At 63.2% G+C, this 17,374-nt stretch carries 15 protein-coding genes; 6 read left to right on the plus strand and 9 right to left on the minus strand.

Going from position 1 to position 17,374, the window contains the following annotated elements; translation table 11 throughout:
* Window positions 1-10: 10 nt before the first annotated feature.
* On the plus strand, window positions 11-199 hold the full coding sequence (locus J5Y06_RS10950) for a DUF4169 family protein (protein WP_209335207.1): 189 nt from the start codon (window positions 11-13) through the stop codon (window positions 197-199).
* On the plus strand, window positions 196-435 hold the full coding sequence (locus J5Y06_RS10955; protein WP_342453411.1) for a ribbon-helix-helix domain-containing protein: 240 nt from the start codon (window positions 196-198) through the stop codon (window positions 433-435). The genes J5Y06_RS10950 and J5Y06_RS10955 overlap by 4 nt, the downstream gene beginning before the upstream one ends.
* A 24-nt stretch (window positions 436-459) precedes the next feature.
* Here the strand turns inward: J5Y06_RS10955 and J5Y06_RS10960 are convergent, their stop codons facing one another.
* Together J5Y06_RS10960 and J5Y06_RS10965 are read right to left on the minus strand one after the other, a co-directional pair.
* Complete coding sequence (locus J5Y06_RS10960; protein WP_342453420.1) at window positions 460-4,260, minus strand: AsmA family protein; 3,801 nt, start codon at window positions 4,258-4,260, stop codon at window positions 460-462.
* A gap of 148 nt (window positions 4,261-4,408) precedes the next feature.
* Window positions 4,409-5,818 carry an FAD-binding oxidoreductase gene (locus J5Y06_RS10965; protein ID WP_209335209.1) on the minus strand — a complete coding sequence of 470 codons (1,410 nt, stop codon included), beginning with the start codon at window positions 5,816-5,818 and terminating at the stop codon, window positions 4,409-4,411.
* Between the two features lie 123 nt (window positions 5,819-5,941).
* On the opposite strand from J5Y06_RS10965, the gene J5Y06_RS10970 reads away from it, so the two are divergent.
* Window positions 5,942-6,424, plus strand: coding sequence for a thioesterase family protein (locus tag J5Y06_RS10970; protein ID WP_209335210.1), 483 nt, complete (start codon window positions 5,942-5,944; stop codon window positions 6,422-6,424).
* Between the two features lie 179 nt (window positions 6,425-6,603).
* Here J5Y06_RS10970 and J5Y06_RS10975 read toward each other — a convergent pair whose 3' ends face one another.
* From J5Y06_RS10975 to J5Y06_RS10985, 3 genes are read right to left on the minus strand one after another with little or no spacing between them, the layout of a single operon-like run.
* Complete coding sequence (locus J5Y06_RS10975; RefSeq protein WP_209335211.1) at window positions 6,604-7,224, minus strand: glutathione S-transferase family protein; 621 nt, start codon at window positions 7,222-7,224, stop codon at window positions 6,604-6,606.
* A gap of 58 nt (window positions 7,225-7,282) precedes the next feature.
* A complete protein-coding gene (locus J5Y06_RS10980; protein ID WP_385931607.1) occupies window positions 7,283-8,170 on the minus strand; it encodes an alpha/beta fold hydrolase in 888 nt (295 codons plus the stop codon).
* 20 nt (window positions 8,171-8,190) lie between these two features.
* On the minus strand, window positions 8,191-8,712 hold the full coding sequence (locus J5Y06_RS10985; RefSeq protein WP_209335212.1) for a cupin domain-containing protein: 522 nt from the start codon (window positions 8,710-8,712) through the stop codon (window positions 8,191-8,193).
* A 166-nt stretch (window positions 8,713-8,878) separates the two neighbouring features.
* On the opposite strand from J5Y06_RS10985, the gene J5Y06_RS10990 reads away from it, so the two are divergent.
* Together J5Y06_RS10990 and J5Y06_RS10995 are read left to right on the plus strand one after the other, a co-directional pair.
* Window positions 8,879-9,913, plus strand: coding sequence for a phosphotransferase (locus tag J5Y06_RS10990; RefSeq protein ID WP_209335213.1), 1,035 nt, complete (start codon window positions 8,879-8,881; stop codon window positions 9,911-9,913).
* A 57-nt stretch (window positions 9,914-9,970) separates the two neighbouring features.
* Window positions 9,971-12,652 (plus strand): ATP-dependent helicase, encoded by a 2,682-nt coding sequence (locus J5Y06_RS10995; protein WP_209335214.1) that lies wholly within the window; start codon window positions 9,971-9,973, stop codon window positions 12,650-12,652.
* A gap of 11 nt (window positions 12,653-12,663) precedes the next feature.
* On the opposite strand, the gene J5Y06_RS11000 is transcribed toward J5Y06_RS10995, so the two are convergent.
* From J5Y06_RS11000 to J5Y06_RS11015, 4 genes are all read right to left on the minus strand, one after another.
* Window positions 12,664-13,875: a DUF3644 domain-containing protein gene (locus J5Y06_RS11000; protein WP_209335215.1), complete on the minus strand. Its 1,212-nt coding sequence runs from the start codon at window positions 13,873-13,875 to the stop codon at window positions 12,664-12,666.
* A gap of 256 nt (window positions 13,876-14,131) precedes the next feature.
* Window positions 14,132-14,503 carry an endonuclease domain-containing protein gene (locus tag J5Y06_RS11005; RefSeq protein WP_209335216.1) on the minus strand — a complete coding sequence of 124 codons (372 nt, stop codon included), beginning with the start codon at window positions 14,501-14,503 and terminating at the stop codon, window positions 14,132-14,134.
* A gap of 790 nt (window positions 14,504-15,293) precedes the next feature.
* Complete coding sequence (locus tag J5Y06_RS11010; protein ID WP_209335217.1) at window positions 15,294-15,527, minus strand: hypothetical protein; 234 nt, start codon at window positions 15,525-15,527, stop codon at window positions 15,294-15,296.
* A 77-nt stretch (window positions 15,528-15,604) separates the two neighbouring features.
* Entirely contained in the window at window positions 15,605-16,087 is a 483-nt protein-coding gene (locus tag J5Y06_RS11015; protein ID WP_209335218.1) for a DUF421 domain-containing protein, read from the minus strand.
* A gap of 150 nt (window positions 16,088-16,237) precedes the next feature.
* Between J5Y06_RS11015 and J5Y06_RS11020 the strand changes: the two genes are divergently transcribed.
* Complete coding sequence (locus J5Y06_RS11020; protein ID WP_209335219.1) at window positions 16,238-17,314, plus strand: FUSC family protein; 1,077 nt, start codon at window positions 16,238-16,240, stop codon at window positions 17,312-17,314.
* The last annotated feature ends 60 nt before the right edge of the window (window positions 17,315-17,374 follow it).

A 17,374-nucleotide genomic window follows, 5' to 3' on the forward strand; every position in this document is an offset into this window, starting at 1 on the left:
CGGCAAGGGAATGGGCGACCTCGTCAATCTTCGCTCCGTGCGCAAACAGCGTGCGCGCATTGAAGCGGAGCGTCAGGCGGAAGAAAACCGGCAACGCTTCGGCCGCACCAAGGCTGAAAAAACGCAGCAGGAACAAGCGGAAGCGCGCCAATCCTCCCTGCTCGATGGTCACCACCGGGGTGACCGCAAGCCCTCGTGATCACCCGGGTCGCCAAGCGTTCCGTTTCGATCGGCGGCCACCGAACAAGCATTTCTCTTGAAACGGCGTTCTATGCCGAACTCGAAGCCATCGCAGAACGGCGCAACACCAGCGTAGGCCGCCTGGTGGTGGACGTCGATGCAAGCCGCGACACGGATGTGAACCTGTCTTCGGCGCTGCGCCTGTTTGTTCTGGCCGATCTGCAAGCACGATTGGCGGCAAAGGAAACCGCCTGATCCAAACCGGCGTTTGACCCAGCCCTAGCCGTCCGGCAGGTTCTGGAACACGCCGGGCAAGGTACCGCCGGCGCCGGGTGCGGAAGGGGGCTGCAATGGCTGCAGCGACTGCGAACTCGATTGCCCAAGCGGCAGATCGAGAGGCGGCACCTCCACCGGCGGGCTGGGAGTGGTCGTCGGCGCTGGTGTTGGCTGCGGCTGGGGTGCGGCTTCAATCGCCGCGTCGCGGGCCGCTTGCGCGGCCGCAGCGGCCGCTTGCGCCTGCTCTTCGGCGTCGCGGCGCGCTTGTTCGGCTTGTTGGCGCGCTTCTTCTTCCGCCCTTTGCCGCTGTTCTTCTTCCTGGCGCAGGCGTTCCGCTTCGTTGCGCGCGTCTTGCAAAGCCGCGTAATAGCGGGTTTCGCGGCGCAGCCGTTGTTGTTCAAGCAAAAGCGCCTGCATGGCTTCCACTCGCGCCTGCTCGATCTCCAGGGCGCGCTGCGTCAGGAACTGCGACAAGGCAGCCGTATCGTAGGTGACGTCAGGGTTCTCCACCGGCCCCGCGAAGCGCACGGTCACCGTGGGTTCGGAGCCCACCAGCGCCGCATTACCGGGTTGGTAGGCGATGGTGGCCTGTCCATTCACCGTGGTGGTGCGCGCATCGAATGTCAGATCAACAGCCATGGTTGATTCGGGCGCCGCGAAAGTCGTCAGGGGGGCACGAAAAACGCCGTTGGCGACCGCAAAGGCCGCCTCGGCATCACCGGCTTGGTAAACGCCTTGCCCAACAATACCGGGTGCGAACTCCGCCACCGCGATCTGGTCCACGGTGCGGCCGATCTGGTCGGCTTGGGCAAGCAGTGCGGGCAAGGCGGTCGGGTTCAAGCCCGAGATGGTGAGCCCCTTCAGCGTCACGGTTCCCGAACCGGACAAGGCGGCAACCATCGCTTCGGGCGACTTGCCGCTGGCGCTGACCGTGATGCCGAAATCACCCTGTCCGCCGAGAGCCTCGTTGCCGCTCACCCGCTCAACTGCGCCATTCGCCAGCGCCAATTGCGCAGACAGGAGGCCGTTGCCCCCTGCGTTCTGGAGGCTCACGAGACCGGAGATTGTGCCACCGGCAAACTCGCCCTTCAGGTCGGTAATCCGCAATCCCTCTCCGTCGAGCCGCAGTCCGAAGCTGGCATCTGAAACCAGCAGCCCGATGCCGACTTCGAGTTCGCCCGCATTCAGCTTCAGGTCAACGGTGAACGGCAGCAACACCTGGCTGGCGAAGGGTGTTTGCGACCATTCCCCGGCTGGCCCGGCTTCGAAAGGATCGATCCCCGTTACCATCCCAGCGGCCGTTTCGAGGTCGAGGTCGGCCAAAAACAGGTCGCCGGCCAAATGCGGCCGGCCTTCGATCACCTCGCCGCTGATCGTCCCTTGAACGTCACCGCCGTTCCAGGAGCCCTGGACATTGGCTTCGAGCCTGCCTTCCGCGAGCGAAACGGGACCGGCAAGCCCCACCGCAGCACCCAGGCCCATGCCGCGCACGCCAAGTCCCGTGGTCATCAGCCAGGGTTCGATATCGCCGGCAGTAAGACGCGCGTCGCCTTGTGCGCGGAGGGTTCCGTCGCGCATGAACACGGTCCCGTCGAAGCCACCATCGAGGTCCGTGCTGCGCAGGGTGGCCGATGTGCGCAGACCTCCCGCCAAGGTTCCATGAAGCTGGAGATCGGCTTCCGTGCGGTCGAGAAGCCCCAGCGGCAGGGCGGGCAAGCCGGCCAGCGCAAGAAGAGCGGCGCCATCTTCGTTGGCCGCATCAAGCGACAGGATCAACGGCAGGTCGAGTATTGGCTTGTCGAGGTTGCTGCTGCTGGCTGTCAGCTGCAAGCGTGTGCCGCCGCTTGTGCCCCTCGCGCTGACGGCGAGGCCACGTGCCCCGTCGCCCGCCGCCGCGGCACTTGCCACCACATCCAGGCGCGTGTCGGCGAACAGCCCCGGATAGGCCACGGCCCGAGCCTGGAGCTCGCTGACAACAGGGTTCTGCGGGAAGCGGGCCGCGAGCTGCTCCACAAGCGGCGCGAGGTCGGTGGCGATCAGCGATGCATCGATGTCGCCCGTCGGCTGAGCGTCCAGATGGTCGAGGCTGCCCGTTGCGCTGATGCTGGCACCAGCCAGCCCGCTGATCGCGAGCCGGTCGATTTCCAGCCTGTCTGCGCGCAGGCGCAGCGCAGTGTCGAGGCTGTCTGCAACAAGGCCATAGGCACGCACAGGCCCGGCCTGGACGGTGAAATCAAGATCATGGTCGGCGAGCCGCGTTTCACCCCGGTCGCTCACGAAGATCGAAGCAAAGGCTGCAAGCCCGTCCACGTCCAGTGCATCGCCGTCGAGTTCAACACGAATGGAAGGGCGCGCATTGGGCGGCTGCGCGCGCTCAACGGCGCCGCGGAACCGTGCATCGCCCAGTTGAAGCTCAAGATCGGTCAGGCTCTGCCGCGTTCGGCTGATGTCCACCTTGGCATCGAAGCCTGCCGCCGGCAGCACGCGGATCGCTTCATCCACGTCGCGGGAGAGCCAGGCGGCAAAACCGGACGGCTGCGCCACCGCAAGCAGCAACTCGCCCGAAAAGCCGAAGTCCTCGCCCACCCGCAGGACACCACTGCCTTCCAGCGTCGTGCGGCCGGGCAGCGTCGCGGCGAAGGTTTGCAGGCGCCAGCCACCCGCATCAGGCTGCGCGGAAAGCCGCACGTCCCGGATCGTGGTATCGCCTGCAACCACCGCCGGCAGGTTCACCTCCACCGTTCCCGGGATAGTGGGCTTCGGCAAAGCGTTGACCACGCGCTCCAACGCCGCGATCCGCTGTTCGAGGGTGATGCCTGGCCCTGCGGCGCCCGCAACGGTTTCATCGAAGCGCACCTGCGCCCCATCGGCCGTGATGAAAAAGCTCGGCTCTTTTTCCAGCGAAAGTTCCGCCGACCCTTCCGCTGTATAGGGATTGTCGAGCGGTCCTGTTTCGAAGCGATAGTCCGGCAACGCGAAACGGTCGCTCTCGAGGGCGAAGCTTCCGGTGAGCCGGTAAGCCGGCACGGCTTCCGCTTGCGGCGCTGCGTTTTCGGCGCCATCTACGGTGGGAACAGCGGCCTCGTTTCGCGCGGCAAGCCGCAGCGTCCCGGTATAGTTCGGTTGCGTGCCCTCGAACTGCAGCGTTCCGTCGAGATCGACGCTGAAGGGGATCTGCTGCGGGGTCACCCCGACACGCAGCCGCATGCTGCCGCTTTCATCCACCGCGCCAGTGCTGACCGCGAGTGCGGCCGGTTGCCCGTCGATCTCTGCCACGCCCTCCATGCGCCACGGACCGGCCAGCGAGCGCGCCGATAGCGTCGCATCAAGGCCGCTCAGGCTGTGGGTGCTTCCGCTCGGCCCATGCACGAGGTCGACCTGCCCATCCGTGATCGTCAGCGCTTCCACCGAAATCTGGCGCGGGTCGAACCGCGTGTTGGGTCGCACGGCCCAGTCGACGGCGCCGCTTTCATCCACGACGATCCGCAGGTGCGGCTGAACAAGCCGCATGTCGAAGATCCGGAATTCTCCGCTCATGAACGGCGCGAGTTCTGCATCCATGGAAAAGGTTGCCGCCGTCATGGCGGGCTGACCCGGTTCGGTGCCCGCCACTTCCACATCCGCGAAGGTCACGGAAGGAAACGGCAGCAAGCGCGCACTGGCATCACCGCGCACGGTCACTTGCCGGCCTAGGATGCGCGTTGCTTCGGCTTCGAACTCCGCGCGGTAACTGGACCAGTTGATGAAATACGGGGCGACCAGCGCTGCGGTGAGCAGCAGCACGACCAGACCTCCGATGAACACAAACAAACGGGCCAGCAGGGATGCTCCATGACTTCCGGCGCGGGGCCGGTTCTGTTCTTGCTTTCCCCCACTCTAGTACGGCCTGTGCCGCGATGAAACCGCCCGGCCGTCGCTAAGCCCCGTCTTTCACCTGATTCTGAACGGGAACCTATGCCGGTAAGATCTTGCCGGGATTCAGGATATTGAGCGGATCGAGTGCCGTTTTCACAGCGCGCATCACGTCAACGGCGGGCCCCAGTTCCTCGCGCAGATAGGCCATCTTGCCCTGCCCGATGCCGTGCTCCCCGGTGATCGTCCCGTCCATGGCAATCGCCCGGCGCGCCAGCCGCTCGATGAAGGTTTCGGCCCGTGCGATCTCGTCGGGATCATCCATGTCGATGAGGACCAGCGTGTGGAAATTGCCGTCGCCCGCATGGCCGACAATGGGCGCCACCAAGCCGAGTTCGTCGATGTCCTGTTCCGTTTCCGCGATGCAGTCGGCCAGTCGCGAGATCGGCACGCAGGCATCCGTCGACAGCGCCTTCTTGTGGGGCGCGAGCGCTTCAGCTGCATGATAGGCCTGGTGGCGCGCTTTCCATAGCTTGGCGCGCTCTTCCGCAACCTTGGTCCAGTGGAAAGGCCCCCCGTCGAGGTCGGCAGCGATCTCGCCAAAGAGTTCGGCTTGTTCGGCAACACCCGCGTCCGAGCCGTGAAACTCGAGGAACAGGCAGGGCTGCTCGGGATAATCGGTCTTGTTGTAGCGGTTGATCGCCTGCATCTGCAGCGCGTTGACGAGCTCGATGCGGGCCACGGGGATGCCCATCTGGACGGTGGAGATCACCGCACGACACGCAGCATCAAGGCTCGGGAAGGTGCAGATGCCGCCAGAAATCGCCTGCGGAATGCCGAAAAGCTTGAGCGTCAATTTGGTGATGATCCCAAGCGTCCCCTCCGATCCCACCATCAGCCGCGTGAGGTCGTAGCCCGCGCTGGTTTTCTTGGCCCGCTTCGCTGTTTGCACGATTGTGCCGTCGGCCATGACCACCTCGAGCGCCAGCACGTTGTCGCGCATCGTCCCGTAGCGTACCGCGTTGGTGCCGGATGCCCGTGTCGCCGCCATTCCACCAAGCGAGGCATTAGCACCGGGATCGATTGGAAAGAACAGGCCGGTGTCGCGCAGGTGAACGTTCAGGTCCTCGCGCGTCACGCCCGGCTGAATCGTGCAGTCGAGGTCATCGGAATCCACCGAAAGGACCTTGTTCATGCGGCTGGTGTTGATCGTGATGCCGCCGGCCGGCGCATTCACCTGGCCTTCCAGCGAGGACCCCACGCCGAAGGGAATCACCGGAACCCGGTTCGCGGCGCACAACTTCACGATCGCGCTCACTTCTTCCGTGGTTTCCGGCCAAACCACCGCATCCGGCGCCTGGGTCGGCAGGTAGGTTGTTGTGTGGCCGTGCTGCTCGCGAAAAGCCTGTCCGGTCTGGAGCCGATCGGCAAAACGCTGCTTCAACTCTGCGACAACTGCAGCGATTCCGTCTTCGTTGCGTGCGGCCGCAACGGCATCCTTCAGCGCCATGGATGGCCTCCTGTTTCTGTTGGCGGCCGACGAAGTAAGCGACGGCCCTTCCTTGGCGCGTGTCCTATCGTTTAATGATGCGGCATGCACCGGTTTTCATCTGATTGTCTTTGAGGCTTCAAAATGTCCACGCCCGCACCTTTCACCTCCACCCCGCTCGACATCGAGAAGGAATGGATCGATTACAACGGGCACCTCAACATGGCCTTCTACAATGTCTTGTTCGACCGTGGTGTCGACCAGGCCTATGACATCCTCGGCATCGGCGCCGACTACGCCAAGACCCGCCGCCTTACGACCTACACGGCCGAGGTGCATGTGTGTTACGTGCGCGAACTGCATCTGGGCGACCGCGTCACCGTCTCGTTCCAGATCCTCGATACGGACGAAAAGCGCATCCACGTGTTTCAGGAAATCCACCACGTGGATGGGTGGCTCGCGGCCACGTCGGAGGGCGTGACCCTGCATGTCGATATGGCAGGCCCGAAGGTCACCCCGTTCCCACCGGACATTCTGGAGAAGATCGAGGCCATGAAGCAGGCGCATGCTTCCCTGCCTCGGCCGGAGCGGGCCGGCCGCTCCATTGGGATCAAGCGGAAGAGCTGAGGCCGGTTGATCTCGATCAAATCAGGCTGGTCGGTGGCTTGGTAGAAGGGCTCCGTCAACAGGAGCCCCGACCATGCCATACGAAACAATCGTCGTTGTATCCGCCGTTCTCGCCGTTTTCGCCTTCTTCGCCGGCGTCACGCTCTTCAGCGACCTGACGTCCAAGGAGCACTGAAGGTTTATCCGTAGGCGTAGGGCCCGCCCGCCTTCAGCGCGCGCTTGTAGGCCGGACGTGACTGGATCCGCGTGAGCCAGGCGACGGTTTTCGGCCGGCTTCGCTCGAGCCCCGCTCGCGCCCGGGCGGCTTCCAGGGGAAAGCTCATCATGATGTCGGCTGCGCTGATGTCATCCCCGGCGAACCATTGCCGTTCCTTCAGCGCGCCTTCCACGAAGTCGAGGTGAACGTCGATCATCGGCTGGATCCGCTTCATCGCGATCCTGCCCATGATCGGGATCTTGCTCAAAACCAGCGCCACCAGCAGCGGCGGCATCAGCGAACCTTCCGCATAATGCAGGAACTGCCGGTAGCGCAGCATGCCGTCGTCCGCATCCGGCGGCCCGAAGCGTCCGCCCGCCTTGTTCACGAGGTACTCCACGATCGCCCCGCTTTCGGCGATCACCCGCCCTTCATCCTCGATCACAGGCGATTTGCCGAGGGGATGGACGCGCTTCAGCTCGGGTGGCGCGAGCATGTTCCGCAAACGCTCGTAGCGGCGGATCTCATACGGCAACTCCAGTTCCTCCAGCATCCAGAGGACGCGCTGCGAACGAGAATTATTGAGATGGTGAACAATGATCATTGAAGCTCCTGGAGAAGCGGCCATGCCAATTTTTGTCAGTGCAGTGGCGCTTGAGTCTTCAATCACCCGCGCGCCCCACTTCCACGATTGCGTCTGCGAACACCTGCGGAGCTTCTTGCGGAAAGTTGTGTCCGACACCGGGCACGATCTCCCGCCGATAACGCCCGGTGAACCGATGCGCCGTCTGGTCTTCTGCCGATGACCCCGTCACGCCGTCGTCGGCACCTTCCAGCACGACGCTTGGGACGCTGATCGAAGGCTGTTGCGCCAGCCGCTGCTCGATCTCCTCCACCCCAGGATCTCCCCTCACGACCCCGTAGCGGTGGCGGTAGGAGTGGATCACCACCTCCACGAAATCGGGATTGTCGAAGGCGTCGGCCGACTGATCGAATGTCGCCTGACCGAAAGTCCAGGTCGGCGACCACAGTTTCCAGAGAAGATGCGTGAGCGCCCGCCGATTGCGCGACAGCCCCTCCACGCCGCGGTCTGTATGGAAGTAGTATTGGTACCAGTACCGGAACTCCGTTTCGGGGTCGGCCGGCTGCCCCGCATTCGCGATATCCTGGATGTTGTAGCCGGTGCCGCAACTCACCAGCCCGGCAACCCGCTCCGGCCACAAGGCGGCGACCACGCAAGCCGCACGCCCGCCCCAGTCATAGCCACCAAGGACTGCCTTCCCGATACCGAGCGCATCCATGAGTGCCAGAAGATCATTGCCCAGCGCCGCCTGCTCGCCCGAGCGCATCGTTTGCGGCGACAGAAAGCGCGTCGGACCGTACCCCCTGAGATAGGGAACGATGCAGCGGTAGCCGCGGTCGGCGAGCATATCAGTGACGGCGTCGTAGGCATGCACGTCATAAGGAAAGCCGTGCAGCAGGATTGCGACCGGGCCATCCGCCGGACCGGCCTCATGGTAGCCAACCCTGAGAACACCGGCTTCGATCATGTGCAGGTTGGCGCTCCTGGTCACGATGGGTCACGCGCCCCGCCGAACCAGCCGTCAAGAGCCCCGCCGGTGATCGGATCCGTATCTGGCAGCGCAACTTGCGCCAGCGCGTTTTCGATCGCATCCGCAGCCATGTCGCCGGGGCTTGTGATGTCGCCATGCTGTCCTGCCGGGTAACCGCCTGCCACGCGAAAGTCGGTGGACGCGTTGATGCGCTTGTGGCCAACCCCCGCCGGCACGATGCAAACATCACCGATCGCCACCTTGGTGGTGATGCCGCTGTCGCCGCCGAACCCAAGCACCGCATGGCCGGACACGCAGGCCAGCACTTCATGACCCTGGGTATGGAAATGCCAGAACGGATAGACGGTATAAACCCATGTTCCGGTCCAGCCATTCGCCTCAAACAGCCGGCACGCTGCCGCACCATCTCGCGCGCTATCGGGCAGGCGCTTCTTCCAGAAAACGAAGGGCAGCGCGCTGTTCGGAATCCCGAGGCTGCGATCGCGGGCAAAAACCTGATGGAGAAAGGGTTCGCTCAAGCTGGTTCACCTGCCTGTGGGTCTCGCCTGTGCGCCGGGCGCACCACGCTGAGACCGCATCTTTGCAGAGCAATGAACAGCGCTGGGGCCGGTTCCACAAGGCCGCTCCTGCGTTGTGTCGCAGGTCCGGCTCCGCTAACATCTTTGCGGGGCTCGGCGGGACGTCATGGACGGATTTATTTCCGAAACGGTGTTGAAGCGGGACGTCTTTTCGGAGACGCACAAGGGACACCTTGTCGGCCGACCTGATCAACCGGTGATCCGGCGCATCGTGTCGGCGGCGCCGTGGTGGTCGAAGCCACTGGCCTGGACGCTGGCGCGCCGCGAAATACGTGCTCTGCGCGCAGTTGATGGCATGCGCGGCACGCCGCAGCTTCTCCTCACCGACCGGCATGGCCTGTTCCGCACCTGGAGCGAAGGCACGCCCCTGCATCTCGCACGCCCCAGCGAAGCCGCCTTTTACCGCGATGCTGCGGCCCTTCTGCGCCGCTTGCGCCGGGCGGGCATCACCCACAACGATCTCGCCAAGCCGCAGAACTGGCTGATGACCCCGGACGGATCGGCGGCCGTGATCGATTTCCAGCTCGCCTCCGTCCATCGTCGTCGCGGCCCGCTTTATCACACCATGGCCTACGAGGATTTCCGCCACCTCCTGAAGCAGAAGCGCGCCTTCGCGCCGCATCTGCTGACGCCGGCCGGCAAGCGCCTCCTGGCCCGCCGCTCGCTGCCGTCGCAGATCTGGCGCGCCACGGGCAAGCGCTGTTACAACCTGGTCACCCGGGGCATCTTCAACTGGTCGGATGGCGAGGGCACCGGCGATCGCCTCGACAACGAGGGCGCAGCGATCCGCGCGACCTTGGGTGCCCTGCCCGGCGTTGCCGATGTCGCGCTCGCCACTTACCCGCTGCCCCGGAAAGGCACCGGCATCTATGCCTTCGTCGAAGCCGGCGCCGGACTTGAGCCGCGCGCCCTTGCCCGCCACAACACGTCCGCCGATCTCGTGCAGCCGGTTCGCGCCCTGCCGCGCGATCCGCAGGGCAATGTGCGCACCGATCTCCTCCAGCTGATTGCGATGAACCGCATGCAGGAGCTGGAAGAACGCACTGCGGCCGACCCCGCCCTGCACAAGCTCGCCACCGAAATTGCCTGCGGACGCTTGAACATGACGGACCGCCGCATCGCCGCCAAAGAGTGCTCCTAGAACCAAGCGCGAACACAATTTCTGGTACTTCGCGCCCGAATCATTACATTGCCGGATATGTCCGATCCCTTTGACCTGCCCTTTTTCGACGAGCCCGGCGGCGAGCCGGCGGCGCCCAAGCCCGCTGCACGCCCCCCCGAGCGTTCTGCTGGCGGCGGCATTGCCGCGCGCGCGATGGCGGCGCGTGGCGGTCAAACGCAGGCGCCCGACTATCTCAGCGGCCTCAACCCCGAACAGCGCCTCGCGGTCGAAACCACCGAAGGCCCGGTGCTGGTTCTTGCCGGTGCGGGCACCGGCAAGACGCGCGTGCTCACCACCCGCATCGCCCACATCCTGGCCACCGGCCGCGCTTATCCCTCGCAGATCCTCGCCGTGACCTTCACAAACAAGGCTGCGCGCGAAATGAAGAGCCGCATCGGCGTCTTGGTCGGCGAGGCGGTGGAAGGCATGCCCTGGCTCGGCACCTTCCATTCCATCGGCGTCAAGCTCCTGCGCCGCCATGCCGAGCTGGCCGGCCTGAAATCCTCCTTCACCATCCTCGACACGGACGATGTCATCCGCCTGATCAAGCAGCTGATCCAGGCCGAGGGGCTGGATGACAAGCGCTGGCCGGCGCGCACCTTCGCCAACATGATCGATGGCTGGAAGAACAAGGGCTATGGCCCCAAGGACATCCCCGAAGGCGACGCCCGCTCCTTCGCCAACGGGAAGGGGCGCGAACTCTTCCAGGCTTATCAGGACCGCCTGCAAACGCTGAACGCCTGCGATTTCGGCGATCTGCTTTGCCTGCCGATCCGCATGTTCCGCGAACATCCGGACGTGCTTGCGGAATATCACCGCAAGTTCAAATACATCCTCGTTGACGAGTATCAGGACACCAACACCGCGCAATATATGTGGCTGCGCCTCCTCGCCCAGCGGCCGAAGTCACGTCATGACACGGCTCCCCAAGGCGGTGCTAACCGCCCGTCCGACCGTTCGGACGCGCCCGCGCAGGCCAGCGCCGGCAGGCGCGATGCAGCCGTGAGCGAAAAAGAACCGCAGCAAATCAATATTTGCTGCGTGGGCGATGACGACCAGTCGATCTATGGCTGGCGCGGCGCGGAAGTGGATAACATCCTGCGCTTCGAGAAGGACTTTCCGGGTGCGGCCGTGATCCGCCTGGAGCGCAATTACCGCTCCACCGCCCATATCCTCGGCACTGCCTCGCATCTGATTGCCCACAACGAGGGCCGCCTCGGCAAGACGCTCTTCACCGAACACGCGCGCCCCGACGATTCCAAGGTCATGGTCCATGCCGCCTGGGATTCGGAGGAAGAAGCGCGCGCTGTCGGCGAAACCATCGAGCAGCTGCAGCGCCCCGATGAAAACAACCGCCGCCACAACTTGAACGACATGGCGATCCTCGTGCGCGCATCCTTCCAGATGCGCGAATTCGAAGACCGCTTCGTCACGCTCGGCCTGAACTACCGCGTCATCGGCGGCCCGCGCTTTTACGAGCGCCAGGAAATCCGTGACGCGATGGCCTATTTCCGCGTCGTCGCGCAGCCGGCGGACGACCTTGCCTTCGAGCGCATCGTCAACACGCCCAAGCGCGGCCTTGGCGAAACCACGATCCGCCAGCTGCACGACATCGCGCGCGCCCGCGGCGTGCCGATGCTCAACGCGGCCGAAGACATCGTGGAAACCGAGGAGTTGAAGCCCAAGCCGCGTGCTTCGCTCCGCAATGTCGTCGAGAACTTCCGCCGCTGGCAGAAGATGCTCGACAACACCCCCCACACCGAGCTCGCCGAGATCATCTTCGAGGAGTCAGGCTACACCGACATGTGGAAGAACGACCGCTCGGCCGAAGCGCCGGGCCGGCTCGAAAACCTCAAGGAGCTCATCCGCTCCATGGAGGAATACGAGTCGCTGCGCTCCTTCCTTGAGCATGTCGCGCTTGTGATGGATGCCGAGCAGAACGCCGAACAGGACGCCGTCAACATCATGACGCTCCATTCGGCCAAGGGCCTGGAATTCGAAACCGTGTTTCTGCCGGGCTGGGAAGAAGGCCTGTTCCCCCACCAGCGCAGCCTCGATGAAGGGGGCCGCTCCGGCCTCGAAGAAGAGCGCCGCCTGGCTTATGTCGGGGTCACCCGCGCCAAGCGCAATCTCCATATCTGGTTCGTGTCCAACCGCCGCATTCACGGCCTGTGGCAGTCCACCATTCCGTCGCGCTTCCTGGACGAATTGCCGGAAGCCCATGTCGAGGTGGAAGAATCCGGCTCGTCTTATGGCGGTTATGGCGGCGCCTTTGCGCCCGGCCGAGGGGGCAACTACGGCGGCGGTGCCGGCCGGCAAAACCCTTATGGCGCGTCACGCTTCGACAATGTCGGCTCCGGCTCCTTTTCCAACACCTATGCCACGCCCGGCTGGGCTCGGGCCCAGGCGAACAAGACATCCGCCACCGACCGCAACTGGGGCACCCGCTCCGGCGCCGGTGTCGAGCGCATCGGTTATGGCGAAACGGATTCGCTTCGCGGCGCAGGCCGCGGCTCGGTGAAAGGCCGCACCATCGAAGGCGAACTCGTCGCCAAATCCGTCGCCGACACCCCGTCAGCGTTTTCGGTGGGAGACCGCGTGTTTCACCAGAAGTTTGGGAATGGCAATGTGGCGGCGATCGAGGGGAACAAACTGACGATCGATTTTGATAAGGCAGGGCAGAAGCGCGTGCTCGACGGGTTTGTGACGGGGGTTTGAATACATCCCGACTAGCGGTACTTCCCGCCACAGGACTCACAATGCGCTAGAACATGTTCGATCCAACGATCGAACCACACCCAGTTGCCGTAGTCGCCGATGCATCCGAAACCTTTTGCGTCTTTTTTCGCGTCAAGCTCTCGCCAAAGCTTGAGATGATCCTGCATCCCAAAAGCAGGAAATCCTCGATTTCTTATTTCTTCGACAACTTTACTCGGCGGATAGCGTTTTTTGTTCACTTCCTTGAGGATTATTTTCCCAATAGCATCTGCTTCGTCACTGCCGGGATTCACAACTTGAATGGCGGCATCTGCAACTCCAGCGTTCTTGGCGGTTAATGGAACAAAGCCATAGGACATTCTATACCCAGGGTCCCTCATTTGTGCATCACTCAGTCCATGCTCGAAAGCGTGAATTGCAGCCTCCACATGCTTTGGTAATCCAGCCGCCTTTTTCAGGGCGGCCCTTTGCTCTCGGCCGAAGGAGACGAACTGAAGCGCCAGTGGCAACCTCCGCTCCAGCCCATATTGAGCCCCAAACTCCTCTTTCAACAAATCGTTGAAGTTCAAAGCACACGCTTGGAGCTTGGCACCCAACACATCATCTATGCGGTTGGTGGAGCGATGTTCAATCTCATGCCTAATCTGAAGTAAAAAATTCAGGTTGCTTGAGACACCACCCCTTGCCGGACATTTAGGATGTGTAAGGCATTTGCCAAGTTCCCAGAACTTGTCCGCGCCTTCTTTCGTCCTCTGACCCGGGTAGCGATAGTCAACCCCGTCGCGCCGAAACCAAGCGTGTAGGAGGTAGGTCCAAGCGATAATTGCGGTAACAATGAAAAGCTCCGCACGGAAGGTTAACCCTGCAGAATTGAATGTTTGCACGCCGGCAATCATTGCCTCGCGGGCTTTTATCAGGAGCTCATCTCCACGTACACTTAGACCAGTTTCATGGTCTATGTCTGGCCAAGTGGAGAGAAACTCGTCTAGTTCGTTCTCACTACCAACCTTGACGGACTTGTGCTTGACTCCAGATCGGATTTCACTGATCAACCTGTGATTGATCGATCGCGTCGGCCGGGTGAAATACGATAGGATATCTTGGTCGTTTGTGAACTCTCTACCGCGACGTATCATAGCTTTGACGATCGAAACCTCCCAGCTCTGCAACGTATTGCCTCGCCGCCTGATCTTCTTTCGCGCTGGTATGAGTTCTTCGGCCATCGTCTTATCTCTACATCCTGCCCAGACAATCCTTATAAGTTGAGGCGAGTTTCTTACAGCCTGAAACGCCGGCAACCTCCCTTCTCCCCTTGTGGGAGAAGGTGGCTGAGCGAAGCGAAGTCGGATGAGGGGTGTTCCAGCTTGGCACCGACACCGCTCATCCGTCTCGCCGCTGACGCGGCGATCCACCTTCTCCCACAAGCGGCGAAGGTCACGCACTCCACCGTTGCACCTTATCCTCAAGCCGCAGCGCTGATCACCGCCAAGGCTGCAAACTCTCATCCCGCGCATAAGCAACAATCGTATCGCAGACACCATTCAGATCGCGCAGCACGTCATCGTTCCAGAACCGAAGCACGCGAAACCCGCGCGCCTTCAGCGCCGCATCACGCATTTCGTCATAATCGCTGTCGGCATGCTGCGTGCCATCGATCTCCACGATCAACCGGCTCTTCAAGCAAACAAGATCCGCAATCGCGTTGCCGATCGGGTACTGACGGCGAAATTTGATGCCGTCCAAGCGCCGGCTGCGCAGTTCCTGCCACAACCGATCCTCCGCCTCCGTCGCGTTGTGACGCATGGCACGGGCGAAGCTTCGGTGACGAGGGGAAACGGGTTGGTGCGGCATTACGTGATGCTAGCGGAAAGGTCCCGCTTGACCTAGCACCCCTCATCCGACTTCGCTTCGCTCAGCCACCTTCTCCCACAAGGGGAGAAGGACGAGCGCGTCACCGTCGCGCCCGTCTCATCATCCTCAGTGAGCAGGAACGACAACCGAACTGAAGCAACAGTGCGGAGCGAAAACCTCAGAGCAGCAAGCACACCGGGAATGGCACCGCCTTCTCCCATGCCGCGACCTTCCCTTCTCCCCTTGTGGGAGAAGGTGGCTGAGGGAAGCGAAGTCGGATGAGGGGTGTTCCAGCAGGGCAAGGCGATGGATGAAAACCCCTCAACCACCTCGCCGCTGACGCACCGATCCACCTTCTCCCACAAAGGGAGAAGGCCACGCGCTCATCTCTCCCCGGAAAAAATTCCATCCACGCCCCTCCCCACTGCCCCTATCCTCCCCCTCGTTCTTTCCGGCGGGATCGCAGGTCGCGACGGTGGTCGGCGGGAAAGAACCGGCGGTTCGGAAGCGGCCTAACGTGGGCCGGTGTCCGGATGGAGCGTCGGGCCAAGGCCGTTATTCCCCCTCCCGCTACGGCAGCGGGGGCGTGACGCGAATGTCACTTAAGCCGTCCGGCGATGAGCCGGCGGCGAAGCGGAGGCGGTGTTCGACATCCAACGCTGAACGGGTGGCTGCGCAGCCGCAGTCATACAATCTCACGAGCGACTTCGCAGCCGCCCGTTTTCCCGCGAAACGCGGGTTCATTGGCCAAACCGGGATCCGGGGCGTGGCAAGGCGGACGCTTGGCCGCTCAATCCTTGTTGTTCTCGCGCTTTGCCCGCGTTTCCGCGTCCATGTTTTCGAAGCTTTCCACCACGCCTTCGGTCTTCTGCTTGGCATCGGGAACGGCCTGGCGCTGGTTGTGCACGCTGAGCTGGTCATTCCCCTGGAGCTGGTTGTTGCCCATGGTGTCGTTCGCCAGGTCGCTTTCGCTGATGTTGGTGTTGTCTGCCGTCGCGCGAGGCGTCTTGTCGGTGTTGCTCATGATGCACTCCTTTGCTGATGGGCGGCCAGCGAAGAAAGGCCGGCCTCCCGAACCCAACGGCTTGGGAGCCGATCCGTTCAGTTTCGCAGGCTGGCGCTGATGGTTCCATCGCTTTCAAGGATCAGGCTTTCCACCTCCTCCAGCCCGCGTCCGCCGCTCGCCCGCACGGCGCTCAAGGCTTCGTCGCGGGTGACGCGCTCGCGGCGCAGGGCGTCGTCACAGAACGCACCGTTGCGGGCAAGCAGCGTGGGCTCGGAGCGCACGATCTTGGCAAACCCCTTGGAGCGCACGGAACAGAATGCGACCAGCCATTGCATGGCGATCAACAGCGCCAGCCCGGTCGCGCCTTCCGCCAGCGCGATGCTTTCGTTGAGCAGGATGGCCGACAAGGTCGAGCCCAGCGCCACCGTCACCACGAGGTCGAAGGCGTTCAGCTTGGCGAGCGTCCGTTTGCCGGAAATGCGCAGGAAAAGAACAAGCGCGACATAGGCCAGCACGCCCACGAAGATCGTGCGCACAATGCCTTGCCAGTTCTGGAACAGCATGTTCCCCCAATCCATGACGCGCTCTCCTTCGCAATGCTTCCTGCGGGACAAAGACTAGCGCAGCGCTGGCAGACCGCCACCCACTTGTCCGCTGAACGCGGGCCGGGCAGCGTTTGCAAGCGGCAGTTGGAACACGCGCCCGTTCCCTGGCGTTCGAATGGCTCCATGCAGCACACCTATCTCGATCTTCCCGCGCGAGTGTTTCGGCGGATGGCCGCAAACACCGAACCGCTCCGGCTCGCCGTGCAAACGGCGTGCGGCGTGGCGCTGGCTTATGGCGCCGCCCTGGCGATTGGCCTCCCGTCTCCCTCCTGGGCCGTGTTTTCGGCCATCTTCGTGCTGCATGTCAGCGTGGGCGGCACGGTGGGCGCCGCGATCCAGCGCGTCCTGGGCGCCGCGATCGGCCTCGGCATTGGTCTGGTCATCCTTTACACGATCGGCTTTGGCGGCTGGCGCAGCTTCGTGTCTCTGTCGCTTGGCGTGGGGGTCATGGCGGTCGTCGCCGGTTACTGGCCGCGCTACACCTACGGCCTCGTCACGGTGACGATGCTGATAGCAGCCCCCGACTACGAGCTGCTGGAATCGGCGCTGGTGCGTGCTGGCGCGATCACGCTCGGCACCTTTTGCGGAACGCTGGCCGGCGCGCTTGTTTGGCCGGTGCGGGCTCATCGTCGTGCCCGCCAGCACATGGGCCGCGCCATAGAGCGATGCGCCGAGCTTCTGGACGCAGCTTTGACGCGTTCGCGCGCGCGCGAACATGCCGATCTGCAAGCGCTTCACGACCAGATCGGCGACGAGATGCACCAGGCGCAGGACATGATCGGCCAATCGCGCAAGCGCCAGGGCACGGAGAACCGGGCCGGCCGCAACAGCGCGGTGCGCCGCGAGATCGATCGCCTGTGGTACACGCTGAACCTGGTGGACCGCTCCACCGCCCATCCGCTCGCCTGGGATGCCTTGCGTATGATCGACGAGCCCACCCGCAAGGCGACTGAACTTTGCGGCTCCTTCTTGCGTGATTTCGGCCGGGCCTTTGCGCAGGATGGTGACCTGCCCGAGCCTGGTGAAGCCGTAAACGCGATCATGGATCTTGTGGACGCCACAAAGGAACTGCGCCGCAAGCAGGCCACTCTGTCGCTCGAGCTCCGAGATGTTGAGCGCCTGTTTTCGCTGTCGTTTGCCTGGGAACAGCTGGCCGACAATCTCCGAGATCTTTCTGATGCGGCAACCAACAAGGGGTGAGCGGACGTATTCCGCCCAGAAGCTCCCCGCGGGGTGCAGGCGCCGGAATAACAAGCTCTT

Origin of the sequence: Tianweitania sediminis (genome assembly GCF_017813335.1) — a bacterium.
Classification (GTDB): Bacteria; Pseudomonadota; Alphaproteobacteria; order Rhizobiales; family Rhizobiaceae; genus Tianweitania; species Tianweitania sediminis.